Here is a 16,767-nt window from a genome sequence, read left to right on the forward strand (position 1 = left end):
GCCTTCAACTCGTCGTCGATCCGGGCATAGAGTGCTGTGGCGAGGGTGTCCAAGTCGGTCTTCACACACAGACTCTGGATGCCCTCGTCCTATGTCCGCAGGTCATCCCTTGGACTCATTCATCTAGACAACCGACCACGTGTTGCAACGACCGCTAGAAACCGCCCACCGGTGCGGGGGCCCTGCCGTGTGCGGAGGGGGTCTACCGCTGGAAGCGGTGGCAGATGTAGGCCAGGGTGCCCAGCAGCAGCCGGGCCTGCGGGGGGCGGCCCGCGGAGTCCAGGGTGGGCGGCCGCAGCCAGACCACCGGCCCGAGCCCGGCGTGGTCGGAGGGCGGCGCCGTGACGAAGGCGCCCTGGCCCAGGGCCCGCAGGTCGAGGTCCGCGTCGTCCCAGCCCATCCGGTACAGCAGCTGCGGCAGCTCACCCGCCGCCCCGGGGGCCACGAAGAACTGGGCCCGCCCGTCGGGGGTCGCGGTCACCGGGCCCAGTGGCAGGCCCATCCGCTCCAGGCGCACCAGCGCCTGCCGCCCGGCCTCCGCGGAGACCTCGATGACGTCGAAGGACCGGCCCGCGGGCAGGAGCACCGCGGCGCCCGGGAAACCGCCCCAGGTGTCCGTGACCTCGTCCAGGGTGGCGCCCGCGCGGACCGCCGCCCCGATGTCCAGCGGGTGCGCCCCGGGGGCCGCGCACCGCGGGTCCCCGCAGGAGCAGTCCCGGCCGGGCGCCGCGGCCCGGGCGCCGGGGACCGCGTCCCAGCCCCACAGTCCCGTGTACTCGGCCACCGCTGTGCATTCCGACATCCGGCCCCGGCGCCGAGTGCCGGACCGGAACTCCTTGGTGCTCCGGCTGCCGCCGATCGTGAAGCCCATGCCCATGCCCCCTCCAACGGGTCGAACGCGCCGGGGGTTACGACCTCACCGCGACGCGGTCGCCGACCCCGCGGTCCGAAGGCCGCGTCCGGCGCACTCCTCGCCGTGCGCGCCCCGGCGTACACGGCTGCGCCGACTACGGGTCGTCCCGTGTCAAGTGAATCGTGCTTGGCGCGTGGCGAGTTCATTCGAAGGGGTGGCGAATGGTGGCGATTCCGGAAACAGCCTCGCCGTAGGGGTGATCGTAGGATTACTTTCAGTGCACGAACCCCCGAAGGCCGCCCGCCCGTGGGTATGCCGGAGGCAATCTGTGAAGGGCTTGTGAAGGCCCACGGAGGGCCACCCGGGTCCGGCCAGGGTGTGCGTGGAAGAGGTTGAGCGGATGGGGGCGTTCCAGTGAGCGGCAGTGGCGCAAGCGGAGCCGACGCGGACCCGGCCGCGCCCGGCCGCGGTGAGGATCCCCGGCTCAACGAACAGCTGACGTCGTGGTTCGTCCGCAGCGGCTGGTCCAAGGGCGAACTCGCCCGCCAGGTCAACCGCCGGGCCCGCCAGATGGGCGCCCACCACATCAGCACCGACACCTCCCGGGTGCGCCGCTGGCTCGACGGCGAACAGCCCCGCGAACCCGTCCCGCGGATCCTCTCCGAGCTGTTCTCCGAACGCTTCGGCAGCGTCGTCGCCATCGAGCAGCTCGGTCTGCGCTCCGCCCACCAGACCCCCTCCGTCTCCGGCGTCGACCTGCCCTGGGCGGGCGACCAGACCGTCACCCTGCTCGGCGAGTTCTCCCGCAGCGACCTGATGCTGGCCCGCCGCGGGTTCCTCGGGACCTCGCTCGCGCTCTCCGCCGGTCCCGCCCTCATCGAGCCCATGCAGCGCTGGCTCGTCCCCGCCCCGGCCGCCGACCCGGGATCGCGGGAAGCGGGACCGGCGGGCACCCGGCCCGGCGCCCTCGGCGGCTACCGGCCGCCCCGGCTCTCCGAGCCCGAACTCGACCTCCTCGAAGCCACCACCGTGATGTTCCGCCAGTGGGACGCCCAGTGCGGCGGCGGCCTGCGGCGCAAGGCCGTCGTGGGCCAGCTCCACGAGGTCACCGATCTGCTCCAGGAGAGTCACCCGGCCCCGGTCATGAAACGCCTCTTCAAGGTCGCGGCCGAACTCGCCGAACTCGCGGGCTGGATGAGCTACGACATCGGGCTGCACCCCACCGCCCAGAAGTACTTCGTCCTGGCCCTGCACGCCTCCAAGGAAGCCGGGGACAAGCCGCTCGGCTCGTACATCCTCTCCAACATGAGCCGCCAGATGATCCACCTCGGCCGCCCCGAGGACGCCCTGGAACTCATCCACCTCGCCCAGTACGGCAGCCGCGACTGCGCCGGTCCCCGCACCCAGGCCATGCTGTATGCGATGGAGGCCCGCGCCTACGCCAACATGGGCCAGCCCAGCCGCTGCAAGCGGGCCGTCCGGATGGCTGAGGACACCTTCGGGGACGTCGAGTTCGGCGGCGAGACCGAGCCCGACTGGATCCGCTTCTTCTCCGAGGCCGAACTGAACGGCGAGAACGCCCACTCCTTCCGGGACCTCGCCTACGTCGCCGGGCGCAGCCCCACTTACGCCTCGCTCGCCGAACCCGTCATGCAGAAGGCCGTCGAGCTCTTCGCCACGGACGACGAGCACCAGCGCTCCTACGCCCTCAACCTCATCGGCATGGCCACCGTCCACCTGCTCCAGCGCGAGCCCGAGCAGTCGGCCGTCCTCGTCGGCCAGGCCCTCGACGTGGCGAAAAAGGTGCGGTCCGAGCGCGTGAACACCCGCCTGCGCAAGACCGTCGACACCGCCGCCCGTGAGTACGGTCACGTCGCCGACGTGGTCCGCCTCACCGACCACCTCGCGGCCCGCCTCCCGGAGTCCGCCGAGGCCGTCTGAGGTTCGTCCGGGCCACCCGGGCCGCACCCGAGGCCCCGGGCCGCGGCGACCCTCCTGTGCGGCCCGATCGCGGGGCCCTGTGCCAGGTCGCCGGAAGACCGCCCTGGCCGGACCACGGGCCGCCCCTGTTCATCACCCCGTAACAGTCACCACGCCTTCGTCATCGGCGCGAAACACCCAGCGGCGCCGCCGGAAACCGGCCTGCGCGAATCTCAGGGCCATAACCGGCCAGCCCCGCCCGCTCTCCAGGCCGGGCCCCCTTAACGCCGCTCAGGTTTTCCACGATCGCCCGCACGCGACCGTACCGACGACGAGGAGACGCCGATGGCATCAGCCATCACGACCCTCGCGGCAGACGCCCCGACGCTGTCTGCCGCGAACACCGGGTTCATGCTCATCTGCTCCGCCCTGGTCATGCTGATGACCCCGGGTCTCGCCTTCTTCTACGGAGGCATGGTCCGCGTCAAGAGCAGTCTCAACATGCTGATGATGAGCTTCATCAGCCTCGGGATCGTCACGATCCTCTGGGTCCTCTACGGCTTCAGCCTCGCCTTCGGCACCGACAAGGGCTCACTGATCGGCTGGACCTCCGACTACGTCGGCCTCAGCGGCATCGGCGTCACCGAGCTGTGGGACGGCTACACCATCCCGGTGTACGTCTTCGCGGTCTTCCAGCTCATGTTCGCGATCATCACCCCGGCCCTGATCAGCGGCGCCCTCGCCGACCGGGTGAAGTTCAGCGCCTGGGCCCTCTTCATCACCATGTGGGTCACCCTCGTCTACTTCCCCGTCGCCCACTGGGTCTGGGGCGCGGGCGGCTGGCTCTTCGAGCTCGGCGTCATCGACTTCGCGGGCGGCACCGCCGTCCACATCAACGCGGGCGCCGCCGCCCTCGGCGTCATCCTGGTGATCGGCAAGCGCGTCGGCTTCAAGAAGGACCCGATGCGCCCGCACAGCCTGCCCCTGGTGATGCTCGGCGCGGGCCTGCTCTGGTTCGGCTGGTTCGGCTTCAACGCCGGATCCTGGCTCGGCAACGACGACGGCGTCGGCGCCGTCATGTTCGTCAACACCCAGGTCGCCACCGCCGCCGCCATGCTCGCCTGGCTCGGCTACGAGAAGCTGCGCCACGGCTCCTTCACCACCCTCGGCGCCGCCTCCGGCGCGGTCGCGGGCCTCGTCGCCATCACCCCCTCCGGCGGCTCCTGCTCCCCGCTCGGCGCCATCGCGATCGGCGCCATCGCCGGTGTCGTCTGCGCCATGGCGGTGGGCCTCAAGTACAGGTTCGGCTTCGACGACTCCCTCGACGTGGTCGGCGTACACCTGGTCGGCGGTGTCCTCGGCTCCCTCCTCATCGGCCTCTTCGCCACCGGCGGGGTGCAGTCCGACGCGGCCGGTCTCTTCTACGGCGGCGGGCTCGCCCAGCTCGGCAAGCAGGCCGTCGGAGTCTTCTCGGTCCTCGCGTACTCTCTCGTCGCGTCCGCGGTCCTCGCCTTCCTCCTCGACAAGACGATGGGCATGCGTGTCACCGAGGACGACGAGGTCTCGGGCATCGACCAGGTCGAGCACGCCGAGACCGCATACGACTTCAGCGGAGCCGGTGGCGGTGCCTCGTCCCGGCCCGCCGGTTCCGCCCACGTCGCCGCTGCCAGCAAGAAGGTGGATGCATGAAGCTCATCACCGCGATCGTCAAGCCGCACCGGCTCGACGAGATCAAGGAGGCCCTGCAGACCTTCGGGATCCACGGCCTGACCGTCTCCGAGGCCAGCGGGTACGGCCGCCAGCGCGGGCACACCGAGGTCTACCGGGGCGCCGAGTACACCGTCGACCTCGTCCCGAAGATCCGCATCGAGGTGGTCGTCGAGGACGACGCGGCCGAGGACGTCATGCGTGTCGTGGTCGAGGCCGCCCGGACCGGCAAGATCGGTGACGGCAAGGTGTGGAGTGTCCCCGTGGACTCGGTCGTCCGGGTCCGCACCGGCGAGCGCGGCGCTGACGCGCTCTAGTGCCGCGTCAGGCGACGTTCGCCCCGTCGCGACGCCCCGCACGCACTCTCGCCGCACCGGCCGGAAGCCCACGTACGTCCAGTACGAGGGCTTCCGGCCGGCACGCCGAGGGCACGCACCGTACGCCGCTCCTCAACGGGCAAACACTGCCCGACGCGGCACTAGCTGACAGGAGCCCCGGGTGACGAGCGTCGACGACACGACCGGTACGGCCGACCCGGGACCCGGCGGATACGCCGCGGCCCGGCTGCGACTCCTCCAGGAGGAGTCGCGGTCCGGGCCCGAGCGGCGTTCCGCCCTCTCCGGGCTGACCGACGGCTGGCTGAACGCCCTGTTCGCCGAAGCCGTACGGGAGAGCGGGGTCCGCGGCGCCACCCTGGTCGCCGTCGGCGGATACGGGCGCGGTGAACTCTCCCCGCGCAGCGACCTCGACCTGCTCCTGCTGCACGACGGCAAGGCGGACCCCAAGGCGCTGCGCGTCCTCGCCGACCGGATCTGGTACCCCGTGTGGGACCTGGGCGTCGCCCTCGACCACTCCGTACGCACCCCCGGCGAAGCCCGTAAGACGGCCGCCGAGGACCTCAAGGCGCACCTCGGACTGCTGGACGCGCGCCCCGTCGCCGGAGACCTCGGACTCCTCGCCGGGCTGCGCACCTCCGTCCTCGCCGACTGGCGGAACCAGGCCGTCAAACGGCTCCCGCAGCTGCACGCGCTGTGCCGGGAGCGGGCCGAGCGGTGCGGGGAGCTGCGCTTCCTCCTCGAACCCGACCTCAAGGAGGCCCGCGGCGGGCTCCGCGACGTCACCGCGCTGCGGGCCGTGGCCGCCTCCTGGCTGGCCGACGCCCCGCGCGAGGGTCTGGCCGAGGCCCGGCGGCGCCTCCTCGACGCCCGCGACGCGCTCCACCTGGTGACCGGGCGGGCCACCGACCGGCTCTCCCTCCAGGAACAGGACCAGGTCGCCGCGCGGCTCGGACTGCTGGACGCGGACGCGCTGCTGCGGGAGGTGTACGAAGCCGCGCGGGTCGTCTCCTACGCAGGGGACGTCACCTGGCGCGAGGTCGGCCGGGTGCTGCGGGCGCGGGCCTCGCGGCCGCGGCTGCGCGGGCTGCTCGGGACCCGGGGGACGGCCGCCGTGGAGCGGGCGCCGCTCGCCGACGGGATCGTGGAACAGGACGGCGAGGCGGTCCTGGCCCTGGCCGCCCGGCCGGAACGGGACCCCGTGCTCGCCCTGCGGCTCGGGGCCGCCGCCGCGCAGGCCGGACTCCCCGTCTCGCTGCACGCCGTACGCCGCCTGGCCGCGCACGGGAAACCGCTGCCCGTGCCCTGGCCCGCCGACGCCCGCGAGCAGCTGCTGACCCTGCTCGGCGCGGGCGAGCCCACCGTGGCCGTCTGGGAGGCGCTGGAGGCCGAGGGCCTGATCACCCGGCTGCTGCCCGACTGGGAGCGGGTGCGCTGCCGCCCCCAGCGCAACCCCGTCCACACCTGGACCGTCGACCGGCACCTGATCGAGACCGCCGTCCGCGCGTCCGCCCTCACCCGCCGGGTCGGCCGCCCCGACCTGCTGCTCATGGCCGCCCTGCTGCACGACATCGGCAAGGGCTGGCCCGGGGACCACTCGGTGGTGGGCGAGACCATCGCCCGCGACATGGCCGTACGGGTCGGCTTCGACGCGGACGACGTCGCCGTGCTGAGCACGCTGGTACGTCACCACCTCCTGCTCATCGACACCGCCACCCGGCGCGACCTGGACGACCCCGCCACCGTCCGCTCCGTCGCCGACGCGGTGGGGTCGGCGGGCACCCTGGAGCTGCTGCACGCCCTGACCGAGGCCGACGCGCTGGCCACCGGGCCCGCCGCGTGGAGCACCTGGCGGGGCTCGCTCGTCGCCGACCTGGTGAACCGGGTCGGCGCGGTCCTGGCCGGGGACGCCGTCGCCGCCGACGCGGGCGTGACCGCGCGGCCGCCGGGCGCGGAGCAGGAGCGGCTCGCGGTGGAGGCGCTGCGCACGGGGGAGCCCGCGCTGGCCCTGTACGCCCGCCAGGAGGAGGACGCGGTCGGGGTCGAGCTGATCGTGGCCGTCCGCGACCAGCCGGGGGTACTGCCCGCGGCGGCCGGGGTACTGGCCCTGCACCGGCTCACCGTCCGGGCCGCCGACCTGCGGACCGTGGAACTCCCGGACGAGCTGGGGGAGGTGCTGGTGCTGCGGTGGCGGGTCGCCGCCGAGTACGGGTCCCTGCCGCAGGGGGCGCTGCTGCGGACCGACCTGATCCGGGCCCTGGACGGCTCCCTCGACGTCCCCGCGAAACTGGCCGACCGGGAGGCCGCCTACCCCCGGCGCCGGGGGGTCGTCCCGCCGCCGCCCCGGGTCGCGGTGGTCCCGGAGGTGTCCTCGCTGGCGACGGTGCTGGAGGTACGGGCGCCGGACGCGGTGGGGCTGCTGCACCGGATCGGGCGGGCGCTGGACGCGGGCGGGGTCAGGGTCCGCAGCGCGCACGTGTCCACGCTGGGCGCGAACGCGGTGGACACCCTGTACGTGACGGACGTCGACGGCAAACCCCTGCCCGCCGCGCAAGCGGCGTCCCTGGCCGCGGCGGTCCAGTCGGCCCTGACGTAGCCGCGGCCCGTGCGCGCCGCCCTGCCGGGGGCGACTCCGGGCCGCCCGGCGTCCGAGGGTGTCTTCGAGCCCCGTCGGCGATCGAGGCGCGGACATGTCGAGCCCCGCCGGGGATTGCGGCGCGGGTCCGCCCCGCAGGGTTCAGCACGCGGCGGGGCCCGATACCCTGGGGGGCGACCACACGCCCCCGACCCGAGGAATCGCGACTACCGTGTTCGATACGCTTTCCGACCGCCTCAGCGCGACCTTCAAGAGCCTCCGGGGCAAAGGTCGCCTCTCCGAGCAGGACATCGACGCTGCGGCCCGGGAAATCCGTATCGCCCTCCTCGAGGCAGACGTCGCCCTCCCCGTCGTCCGGTCCTTCATCGCGAAGGTCAAGGAGCGCTCCCTCGGCGTAGAGGTCTCCAAGGCCCTCAACCCCGGCCAGCAGGTCCTCAAGATCGTCAACGAGGAACTCGTCGGGATCCTCGGCGGCGAGACCCGCCGCCTGCGGTTCGCCAAGACCGCCCCCACCGTGATCATGCTCGCGGGCCTCCAGGGCGCCGGTAAGACCACCCTCGCCGGAAAGCTCGGCCTCTGGCTCAAGGGCCAGGGCCACGCCCCGCTGCTCGTCGCGTGCGACCTCCAGCGCCCCAACGCCGTCAACCAGCTCAGCGTGGTCGCCGAGCGCGCGGGCGTCTCGGTCTACGCGCCCGAGCCCGGCAACGGCGTCGGCGACCCGGTCAAGGTCGCCAAGGACTCCATCGAGTACGCCCGTACCAAGCAGTTCGACGTCGTGATCGTCGACACCGCGGGCCGCCTCGGCATCGACGAGGAACTGATGCGGCAGGCCGCGGACATCCGCGACGCCGTCAGCCCCGACGAGATCCTCTTCGTCGTCGACGCGATGATCGGCCAGGACGCGGTCAACACCGCCGAGGCCTTCCGCGACGGCGTCGGCTTCGACGGCGTGGTGCTGTCCAAGCTCGACGGCGACGCCCGCGGCGGCGCCGCGCTCTCCATCGCGCACGTCACCGGCAAGCAGATCATCTTCGCCTCGAACGGCGAGAAGCTCGACGAGTTCGACGCCTTCCACCCGGACCGCATGGCGGGCCGGATCCTCGATATGGGTGACATGCTCACCCTGATCGAGCAGGCCGAGAAGACCTTCAGCCAGGCCGAAGCCGAGAAGATGGCGGCCAAGCTGGCGAAGGGGCCGAAGGAGTTCACGCTCGACGACTTCCTCGCCCAGATGGAGCAGGTCCGCAAGATGGGCTCCATCTCCAAGCTGCTCGGCATGCTGCCCGGCATGGGGCAGATCAAGGACCAGATCAACAACATCGACGAGCGTGACGTCGACCGCACCGCGGCCGTCATCAAGTCGATGACCCCGGCCGAGCGCCAGGACCCGACGATCATCAACGGCTCGCGCCGCGCCCGTATCGCCAAGGGTGCTGGCGTCGAGGTCAGCGCCGTGAAGTCGCTCGTCGAGCGGTTCTTCGAGGCCCGCAAGATGATGTCCCGCATGGCTCAGGGCGGCGGCATGCCCGGGATGCCGGGCATGCCGGGCATGGGTGGCGGCCCCGGCCGTCAGAAGAAGCAGATCAAGCAGGCCAAGGGCAAGCGCAAGAGCGGTAACCCGATGAAGCGCAAGGAAGAGGAGGCCGCGGCCGCCGTCCGCAAGGAGCAGGGACCGCAGGCCGTCGAGCCGGGCGGCGACGCGGGCAACCCCTTCGGCCTCCCGGCGGGCGCCCCGGGCCAGGACTTCGAACTCCCGGACGAGTTCAAGAAGTTCATGAAGTAGCACGGAAGCAGCATGCGAGCGGCACGTCAGAAGCCGTACGCACCTCGAAGGGCCCCGGTCGCGACAAGCGGCCGGGGCCCTTCGCGTCGATCGGGCACCGGTCCGGTTCGTGGCCTAATGTCGGCCGGGAGGACGGCAGAAGGAGGCCCCGTGCCCAGCCCCACCCCCGTACCGCCGCGCGACCGGGCCGACACGCCCTGGCGCTCCGAGGGCGCCCCGCCCGCCCCGCCCGTCAAGAAGAAGATGCCCGGAGGCTGGCGCGGCCTGGTGCTGACCGCCCTCGTCGTCTACCTGCTGACCAACCTGGTGCTGTCCTTCTTCAACGAGGGCGACGAGCCGACCATCTCGTACACCGAGTTCAGCAAGCAGGTCACGAACGGCAACGTCTCGAAGATCTACTCCAAGGGCGATGCCATCCAGGGCCAGCTGAAGGCCAAGGCCCCGGTCCCCGACGGCGACGGCGACTACACCAAGTTCGTCACCCAGCGTCCCGCCTTCGCCGACGACCAGCTCTGGGCCAACCTCACCGGCAAGGGCGTCGTCGTCACCGCCTCCCCGGTCGTCGAACACCGCAGCTTCCTGGCCAACCTGCTGATCTCACTGGCCCCGATGCTGCTGCTCGTCGGCCTGTGGGTGCTCATCGCCCGCCGGATGAGCGGCGGCGGCATGGGCGGCCCCGGCGGACTCGGCCGCAAACAGCCGCCCAAGCCGGTCGAGCTGGAGGGCGGCAAGCGCACCACCTTCGAGGACGTCGCGGGCATCGACGAGGTCGAGGGCGAGCTGAGCGAGGTCGTCGACTTCCTCAAGAACCCCGAGCGCTACCACCGGATGGGCGCCCGGATGCCCGGCGGCGTCCTGCTCGCGGGGCCGCCCGGCACCGGCAAGACCCTGCTCGCCCGCGCGGTCGCCGGCGAGGCCGGAGTGCCCTTCTTCTCCGCCTCCGCCTCCGAGTTCATCGAGATGATCGTCGGCGTCGGCGCCTCACGGGTCCGCGAACTGTTCACCGAGGCCCGCAAGGTCGCCCCCGCGATCATCTTCATCGACGAGATCGACACCATCGGCCGGGCCCGGGGCGGCGGCTCGGGCATGGGCGGGCACGACGAACGCGAACAGACCCTGAACCAGATCCTCACCGAGATGGACGGATTCTCCGGTTCCGAAGGAGTGGTCGTCCTCGCCGCCACCAACCGGGCCGACGTCCTCGACCCCGCCCTCACCCGGCCCGGCCGCTTCGACCGCACCGTCGTGGTCTCCCCGCCCGACCGGGGCGGCCGCGAGGCGATCCTGCGCATCCACACCCGGGACATCCCGCTGGCCGAGGAGGTCAGCCTGGCCCAGGTGGCCCGTACGACCCCGGGGATGACCGGCGCCGAACTCGCCAACCTCGCCAACGAGGCCGCGCTGCTCGCCGTCAAGCGGGAGCAGAAGGCCGTCACCCAGACCGACCTCTCCGACGCCCTGGAGAAGGTTCAGCTCGGCGCGGAGCGGCCGCTGGTCATGCCCGAGGAGGAGCGCCGCAGGACGGCGTACCACGAGGGCGGACACGCACTGCTCGGCATGCTCCAGCCGGGCGCCGACCCGGTCCGCAAGATCACCATCGTGCCGCGCGGCCGGGCCCTCGGCGTCACCCTGTCCACCCCGGACGCCGACCGGTACGCGTACACCGAGGAGTACCTGCGCGGCCGGATCATCGGCGCGCTCGGCGGCATGGCCGCCGAACAGATCGTCTACGACGTCATCACCACCGGCGCCGAGAACGACCTCGAACAGGTGACGAACCTGGCCCGGGGCATGGTCGGCCGCTGGGGCATGAGCGAACGCGTCGGCAGGCTGACCGCGATCCCCGCGGACGCCCAGAGCGCCTACGGCCTCTCGGCGGCCCCCGCCACCCTGGACGCGGTGGACGCCGAGATGCGGCGGATCGTCGACGAGTGCTACGAGACCGCCTGCCGCCTGCTGCGCGAGAACCGCGACAAGCTGGACGCGCTCGTCGAGGCGCTGCTCGCGAACGAGACCCTGGAAGAGGTGGCGGCGTACGAGGCGGCGGGCATCACCCGGCTGGCGAGATAGGGCCGCGCCCGCCACCGCGCCGCCGCCCGGTTACTCCGTCCGGGCGACCACGTACCGGAAGATGTTCGGCAACCACACCGTCCCGTCCGCCCGTTCGTACGGGTGGAGGGCCTCGGTGAGTTCCTTCTCGGCCAGCACCGGGTCCGAGCCGTCGTACAGCCCGGTGGAGAGCAGCCCGCGGGCCGCGCTCTCCATGTCGGCGTACCCGAAGGGGCAGAACACCCGCCCCGAGCCGTCCGGCCGCAGCCCGGCCGCCTCCACCAGCGCGTCCAGGTCGAGCGGCGCCGGACCCCCGCCGAGCACCGACGGCACGGTGCACCGCTCGGGCGGCCCCCAGTCGGCCAGCACCACCGCGGCGCCCCGCCGCAGCACCGCCAGCCCGCCCGGCAGCTCCCTGGGATCCGGGCAGACGGCCGTGAGCAGGTCGTACGGGCGCCGGTCCGGCGCGGGCGCGGGCGGCGCGGCCAGCACCTCCAGGACGCGTTCCCCGGCCAGGGCCCGCAGCGCGGGCCGTCCCTCGACCCCGGTCACCCGGGCTCCCCGGCCCGCGGCCAGCAGCAGGCCGAGCCCGGCTCCGCAGTCCAGGCCGAGCAGCCGGTCACCCGGCCCGACCTCCAGCCGGTCGTAAACCGCCTCGTACAGCGGTACCAGCATCCGTTCCTGGATTTCCGCCCAGTCCCGGGCGACGAGCGTCGCCGTCGGCGTCGGTGTCATCGAAAGAGCGCTCCTGATTCCATGTCGCCCCCTTGGCCCCCGTTGCCAGGGAACTCCCCATTCGCCCCCGCGTCCAGAGGAGCGCCGGACCCGATTCACGCTCGGCGCGCCCGGCGCCGTACCATTCGCGCCATGGCAAAGGCACCCGTTCTCACCCCCCAGGCGGAGGATTTCCCCCGCTGGTACCAGGATCTGATCAACAAGGCCGAGCTGGCCGACAACGGTCCGGTACGCGGCACCATGGTCATCCGGCCGTACGGCTACGGCCTGTGGGAGCGGATGCAGCAGGAGATGGACGCGCGCATCAAGGACGCGGGCGCCCAGAACGCGTACTTCCCGCTGTTCATCCCGCAGTCGTACCTGACGAAGGAAGCCGAGCACGTCGAGGGCTTCGCCCCCGAGCTGGCGATCGTCACGCACGGCGGCGGCAAGGAGCTGGACGAGCCGGTCGTCGTCCGGCCCACCTCCGAGACGATCATCAACGACTACTTCTCGAAGTGGGTCCAGAGCTACCGCGACCTGCCCCTGCTGATCAACCAGTGGGCGAACGTGGTCCGCTGGGAAATGCGTCCGCGCATCTTCCTCCGTACGAGCGAGTTCCTCTGGCAGGAGGGTCACACGGCCCACGCCACCTACGAGGACGCCCGTGAGTACGCCGCGCGGATCCACCGCGACGTCTACGGCGACTTCATGACGAACGTGCTCGGCATCGACGTCGTGCTCGGCCGCAAGACCGCCAAGGAGCGCTTCGCGGGTGCCATCAACACCCTCACCCTCGAGGGCATGATGGGCGACGGCAAGGCGCTGCAGCTGGGCACCAGCCACGAGCTGGGCACCAACTTCGCCAAGGCCTTCAACACCCAGTACCTCTCCAAGGAGGGGAAGCAGGAGCTCGTCTGGCAGACCTCCTGGGGCGTCTCCACCCGCATGGTCGGCGGCCTGATCATGTCCCACGGCGACGACAACGGCCTGCGGGTGCCGCCGCGGCTGGCCGCCGTCCAGGTCGTCGTCATGGCGATCAAGGGCGACGAGGCCGTCGCGAAGGTGCGCGAGCTGGGCGCCCAGCTCAAGGCCGCGGGCCTGCGCGTGCAGGTCGACGACCGCGTCGACACCCCCTTCGGCCGCCGCGCCGTGGACTGGGAGCTCAAGGGCGTACCGGTCCGCATCGAGATCGGCCCCCGCGACCTGGAGGCCGGCACCGCGATGCTGGCCCGCCGGATCCCGGGCGGCAAGGAGCCGGTGCAGATCACGGCCCTGGCCGACCTGCTGCCCAAGGTGCTGGAGGAGGACCAGGCGCAGCTGCTGCGCGAGTCCCGCGAGCGCCGTGAGTCCCGTACCTCCGACGTCGCGACCATCGGGGAGGCCGCCGAGGCCGCCATCGCCGGTGGCTGGGCGCGGATCCCGTGGGCGGACCTCGGTCCGGCGGGCGAGGCGAAGCTCGCCGAGCAGGCCGTTTCCGTACGCTGCCTGGTCGCCGAGGACGGGTCGGTACCGCTGGCGGACGACGCCCCGGGGACCGTCGCGATCGTGGCGCGTTCCTACTGATGTGACCTGAAGTGACGCTGGGTGTGCCCCCGGACGGTGACTGACCACCTCCGGGGGCACACCCATACGTACCGACTCCTCCGGAGTTATGCGCACCCGGCCTCATCAGGACGCATGAGACTGAACTGACTGGTACGTGCAAAAAATTTGGAATGGCCCGGAATCGGAACACCGGGGCACCCCGGCTCGTTGTCACGACGTGAGCACGACACCACCTGTTCTCGCCGCAGAGCTGGCGCAGGCGTGGGCCGATATTCAGCGGTACCACCCCGAGCTGCCTGACCTTGCCGCGCCCGAGTCCCTGATCGGAGAGTCCTCGTCCGCCTGTGGCGGCGAACTCTCCTTCGAGCGACTGCTGCACGAGGCAGTCCACGGCATCGCCGCAGCCCGCGGCGTCCGAGACACCTCGCGTGCCGGCCGCTACCACAACCGCAGATTCCTCGCGATCGCCGAGGAGATGGGCCTGGACCACTCCGAAGAGCCGCACGCCAGCAGTGGCTTCTCGCTGGTCGCCCTCAATCCCGAGGCGAAGAAGCGGTACCGGCCGACCATGGAGCGCCTCCAGCGCGCCCTGAAGGCCCACACCGCGGCCACCTCCGCCGACACCAAGCGCAGCTTCCGCGGACCGGCCGCACGGCACGGCTCCTCCGGCGGCGGCGTGCGCGTCAAGGCCGTCTGCGACTGCGGGCGCAATGTCCGGGTCGTACCGTCGGTGCTCGCCCAGGCCCCGATCGTGTGCGGGGGCTGCGGCAAGCCCTTCCGCATCCCCGAGGTAGCGGTCGCGGCCGCGGCCTCCTGAGCACCGCCGGGTCCGGGGCGGGTGCGGGCGGCCCCGGGTGGAAGGGCCGCAGGCATGTGGCACAATGGCTAGCTGTACTCGACAGTCGAACAGGACCCCTCTCTCCTACGGCTGACGCGTCCATCGGGCACCCGAGTACCGCAACCCCACGTGGCATCTCATGTGCCCAACCACGTCAAGTTCAGGAGACACCACTCCAGTGGCAGTCAAGATCAAGCTCAAGCGCCTCGGCAAGATTCGCCAGCCGCACTACCGCATCGTCGTCGCCGACTCGCGCACCCGCCGCGATGGTCGTGCGATCGAGGAAATCGGTCTGTACCACCCCACGTACAACCCCTCGCGCATCGAGGTCGACGCCGAGCGTGCGCAGTACTGGCTCTCCGTCGGCGCCCAGCCGACCGAGGCCGTGCTCGCGATCCTGAAGCTCACCGGTGACTGGCAGGCGCACAAGGGCCTCCCGGCCCCCGCGCCGCTGCTGCAGCCGGAGACCAAGGAAAGCAAGCGTCGCACCTTCGACGAGTTCGCCAAGGCCCTCGAGGGCATCGGCGAGACCAAGGGCGAGGCCATTACGCAGAAGGCGAAGAAGGCCGACAAGAAGGCGGACGAGGCTGAGGCCACCGCCGAGTCGACCGAGGCCTGATCATGCTCGAGGAGGCTCTTGAGCACCTCGTGAAGGGCATTGTGGACAATCCCGACGACGTGCAGGTCGCCTCGCGCACCCTGCGTCGTGGGCAGGTGCTCGAGGTCCGGGTCCACCCCGATGACCTCGGTAAGGTGATCGGCCGCAACGGTCGCACCGCACGTGCCCTGCGAACCGTCGTGGGCGCCATCGGCGGCCGTGGGATCCGGGTCGACCTCGTCGACGTGGACCAGGTCCGCTGAGTCCATTGCAGGAATGAAACACCGGCACGGGCCGGGGAGGGCATCTGTGCCCTTCCCGGCCCGTCGTCGTCTGAACAGGAGAGACACAGCGTGCAGCTCGTAGTCGCGCGGATCGGCCGCGCCCATGGAATCAAGGGTGAGGTCACCGTCGAGGTCCGCACCGACGAGCCGGAGCTGCGGCTCGGTACCGGCGCCGTCCTGCGGACCGAACCGGCGTCGGCGGGTCCGCTGACGATCGAGGCCGGCCGGGTGCACAGCGGCAGGCTGCTGCTGCGCTTCGCGGGATGCAAGGACCGCACCGCGGCCGAGGCGCTGCGCAACGTCCTGCTGATCGCCGACGTGGACCCCGAGGCGGTTCCGGAGGACCCGGAGGAGTTCTACGACCACCAGCTGATGGACCTGGACGTGGTCCTCACCGACGGCACGGAGGTCGGCCGGATCACCGAGATCTCCCACCTGCCCTCGCAGGATCTGTTCATCGTCGAGCGGCCGGACGGCACCGAGGTGATGATCCCCTTCGTCGAGGAGATCGTCGTGGAGATCGACCTGGCGGAGCAGCGCGTGGTCATCGACCCGCCGCCGGGGCTGATCGACGACCGCGCGGAGATCGCGTCCGCGCGCGACGGTGACGACACCGCCGCCGACGGCGATGGGGCCGACGGGGATGAGGCCGGCGACTCCGCCGTTGACGGCGACGGGACCGACCGCTCCGCCAAGGGCGATGCCTGATGCGGCTGGACGTCGTCACGATCTTCCCGGAGTACCTCGACCCCCTGGACGTCTCCCTCGTCGGCAAGGCGCGGGCCCGCGGCCAGCTCGACGTGCACGTGCATGACCTGCGGGAATGGACGTACGACCGGCACAACACGGTCGACGACACCCCGTACGGCGGCGGCCCCGGCATGGTGATGAAGACCGATCCCTGGGGCGAGGCCCTGGACAGCGCCCTCGCCGACGGCTACGACGCCGGGGCGCACGGCCCGGTCATGGTCGTGCCCACGCCGAGCGGGCGCCCGTTCACCCAGGAACTCGCCGTCGAGCTGGCCGCGCGGCCCTGGCTGATCTTCACCCCGGCCCGGTACGAGGGCATCGACCGCCGGGTGACGGACGAGTACGCGACCCGGATGCCGGTCTACGAGGTCTCCATCGGTGACTACGTCCTCGCGGGCGGCGAGGCGGCGGTCCTGGTGATCACCGAGGCCGTGGCGCGACTGCTCCCCGGGGTCCTCGGCAACGCCGAATCCCACCGCGACGACTCCTTCGCCCCCGGCGACATGGCGAATCTGCTGGAGGGGCCCGTCTACACCAAGCCCCCGGAGTGGCGCGGACGCGGCATCCCCGACGTGCTGCTCAGCGGGCACCACGGGAAGATCGCCCGCTGGCGCCGGGACGAGGCCTTCCGCCGTACCGCCCTCAACAGGCCCGACCTGATCGAGCGTTGCGAGGCGACCGGTTTCGACAAGAAGGACCGCGAGGTCCTCTCGGTCCTCGGCTGGTCACCGGCCCCCGACGGCCGATTTTGGCGCAGGCCCGAAGCCGTGGAAGAATAGGCGGCTGCTGTAC

The 16,767-nt window shown here is 71.8% G+C and carries 14 protein-coding genes; 12 read left to right on the plus strand and 2 right to left on the minus strand.

Annotation, left to right across the window (positions count from 1 at the left end; all coding sequences use genetic code 11):
• Positions 1–202: 202 nt before the first annotated feature.
• Complete coding sequence (locus QMF80_RS23525; RefSeq protein ID WP_283456367.1) at positions 203–871, minus strand: bifunctional DNA primase/polymerase; 669 nt, start codon at positions 869–871, stop codon at positions 203–205.
• Between the two features lie 396 nt (positions 872–1,267).
• Here QMF80_RS23525 and nsdA point away from each other — a divergent pair, with 396 nt between their 5' ends.
• From nsdA to ftsH, 6 genes are all read left to right on the plus strand, one after another.
• Complete coding sequence (gene nsdA, locus QMF80_RS23530) at positions 1,268–2,794, plus strand: transcriptional repressor NsdA (RefSeq protein WP_502962905.1); 1,527 nt, start codon at positions 1,268–1,270, stop codon at positions 2,792–2,794.
• A 324-nt stretch (positions 2,795–3,118) separates the two neighbouring features.
• Positions 3,119–4,462, plus strand: coding sequence for an ammonium transporter (locus tag QMF80_RS23535; protein WP_283456369.1), 1,344 nt, complete (start codon positions 3,119–3,121; stop codon positions 4,460–4,462).
• A complete protein-coding gene (locus tag QMF80_RS23540; RefSeq protein ID WP_283456371.1) occupies positions 4,459–4,797 on the plus strand; it encodes a P-II family nitrogen regulator in 339 nt (112 codons plus the stop codon). Before QMF80_RS23535 ends, QMF80_RS23540 begins: the two co-directional genes overlap by 4 nt.
• A 181-nt stretch (positions 4,798–4,978) precedes the next feature.
• Positions 4,979–7,411 (plus strand): [protein-PII] uridylyltransferase, encoded by a 2,433-nt coding sequence (locus QMF80_RS23545; RefSeq protein WP_283456373.1) that lies wholly within the window; start codon positions 4,979–4,981, stop codon positions 7,409–7,411.
• 211 nt (positions 7,412–7,622) lie between these two features.
• Complete coding sequence (gene ffh, locus QMF80_RS23550) at positions 7,623–9,194, plus strand: signal recognition particle protein (RefSeq protein ID WP_283456375.1); 1,572 nt, start codon at positions 7,623–7,625, stop codon at positions 9,192–9,194.
• A 117-nt stretch (positions 9,195–9,311) separates the two neighbouring features.
• A complete protein-coding gene (ftsH, locus tag QMF80_RS23555) occupies positions 9,312–11,264 on the plus strand; it encodes an ATP-dependent zinc metalloprotease FtsH (RefSeq protein WP_283456377.1) in 1,953 nt (650 codons plus the stop codon).
• Between the two features lie 30 nt (positions 11,265–11,294).
• On the opposite strand, the gene QMF80_RS23560 is transcribed toward ftsH, so the two are convergent.
• Positions 11,295–11,978: a methyltransferase type 11 gene (locus tag QMF80_RS23560; protein ID WP_283456379.1), complete on the minus strand. Its 684-nt coding sequence runs from the start codon at positions 11,976–11,978 to the stop codon at positions 11,295–11,297.
• A gap of 132 nt (positions 11,979–12,110) precedes the next feature.
• Here QMF80_RS23560 and proS point away from each other — a divergent pair, with 132 nt between their 5' ends.
• The 6 genes from proS to trmD all read left to right on the plus strand — a co-directional run bounded on the left by proS (position 12,111) and on the right by trmD (position 16,754).
• Positions 12,111–13,523 (plus strand): proline--tRNA ligase, encoded by a 1,413-nt coding sequence (gene proS, locus QMF80_RS23565; RefSeq protein WP_283456381.1) that lies wholly within the window; start codon positions 12,111–12,113, stop codon positions 13,521–13,523.
• 199 nt (positions 13,524–13,722) lie between these two features.
• The gene (locus QMF80_RS23570; RefSeq protein WP_283456382.1) at positions 13,723–14,322 is read left to right on the plus strand and encodes a hypothetical protein; all 600 of its coding nucleotides are present in this window, start codon (positions 13,723–13,725) and stop codon (positions 14,320–14,322) included.
• A 199-nt stretch (positions 14,323–14,521) separates the two neighbouring features.
• Positions 14,522–14,962 carry a 30S ribosomal protein S16 gene (gene rpsP, locus QMF80_RS23575; RefSeq protein ID WP_283456385.1) on the plus strand — a complete coding sequence of 147 codons (441 nt, stop codon included), beginning with the start codon at positions 14,522–14,524 and terminating at the stop codon, positions 14,960–14,962.
• 2 nt (positions 14,963–14,964) lie between these two features.
• Complete coding sequence (locus QMF80_RS23580) at positions 14,965–15,204, plus strand: RNA-binding protein (protein WP_283456387.1); 240 nt, start codon at positions 14,965–14,967, stop codon at positions 15,202–15,204.
• A gap of 90 nt (positions 15,205–15,294) precedes the next feature.
• Positions 15,295–15,933 carry a ribosome maturation factor RimM gene (gene rimM / locus QMF80_RS23585; RefSeq protein ID WP_283456389.1) on the plus strand — a complete coding sequence of 213 codons (639 nt, stop codon included), beginning with the start codon at positions 15,295–15,297 and terminating at the stop codon, positions 15,931–15,933.
• Positions 15,933–16,754 carry a tRNA (guanosine(37)-N1)-methyltransferase TrmD gene (gene trmD, locus QMF80_RS23590; RefSeq protein WP_283456391.1) on the plus strand — a complete coding sequence of 274 codons (822 nt, stop codon included), beginning with the start codon at positions 15,933–15,935 and terminating at the stop codon, positions 16,752–16,754. Before rimM ends, trmD begins: the two co-directional genes overlap by 1 nt.
• Positions 16,755–16,767 lie beyond the last annotated feature (13 nt).

Source organism: Streptomyces sp. G-G2, assembly GCF_030063135.1.
Lineage (GTDB): Bacteria > Actinomycetota > Actinomycetes > Streptomycetales > Streptomycetaceae > Streptomyces.

What these genes read in the sequence shown, in the direction of transcription:
- QMF80_RS23525 (WP_283456367.1), bottom strand. Translation starts at nt 871, where the DNA reads ATGGGCTTCACGATCGGCGGCAGCCGGAGCACCAAGGAGTTCCGGTCC.
- QMF80_RS23535 (WP_283456369.1), top strand. Translation starts at nt 3,119, where the DNA reads ATGGCATCAGCCATCACGACCCTCGCGGCAGACGCCCCGACGCTGTCT.
- QMF80_RS23540 (WP_283456371.1), top strand. Translation starts at nt 4,459, where the DNA reads ATGAAGCTCATCACCGCGATCGTCAAGCCGCACCGGCTCGACGAGATC.
- ftsH (WP_283456377.1), top strand. Translation starts at nt 9,312, where the DNA reads ATGTCGGCCGGGAGGACGGCAGAAGGAGGCCCCGTGCCCAGCCCCACC.
- QMF80_RS23560 (WP_283456379.1), bottom strand. Translation starts at nt 11,978, where the DNA reads ATGACACCGACGCCGACGGCGACGCTCGTCGCCCGGGACTGGGCGGAA.
- proS (WP_283456381.1), top strand. Translation starts at nt 12,111, where the DNA reads ATGGCAAAGGCACCCGTTCTCACCCCCCAGGCGGAGGATTTCCCCCGC.
- QMF80_RS23580 (WP_283456387.1), top strand. Translation starts at nt 14,965, where the DNA reads ATGCTCGAGGAGGCTCTTGAGCACCTCGTGAAGGGCATTGTGGACAAT.
- trmD (WP_283456391.1), top strand. Translation starts at nt 15,933, where the DNA reads ATGCGGCTGGACGTCGTCACGATCTTCCCGGAGTACCTCGACCCCCTG.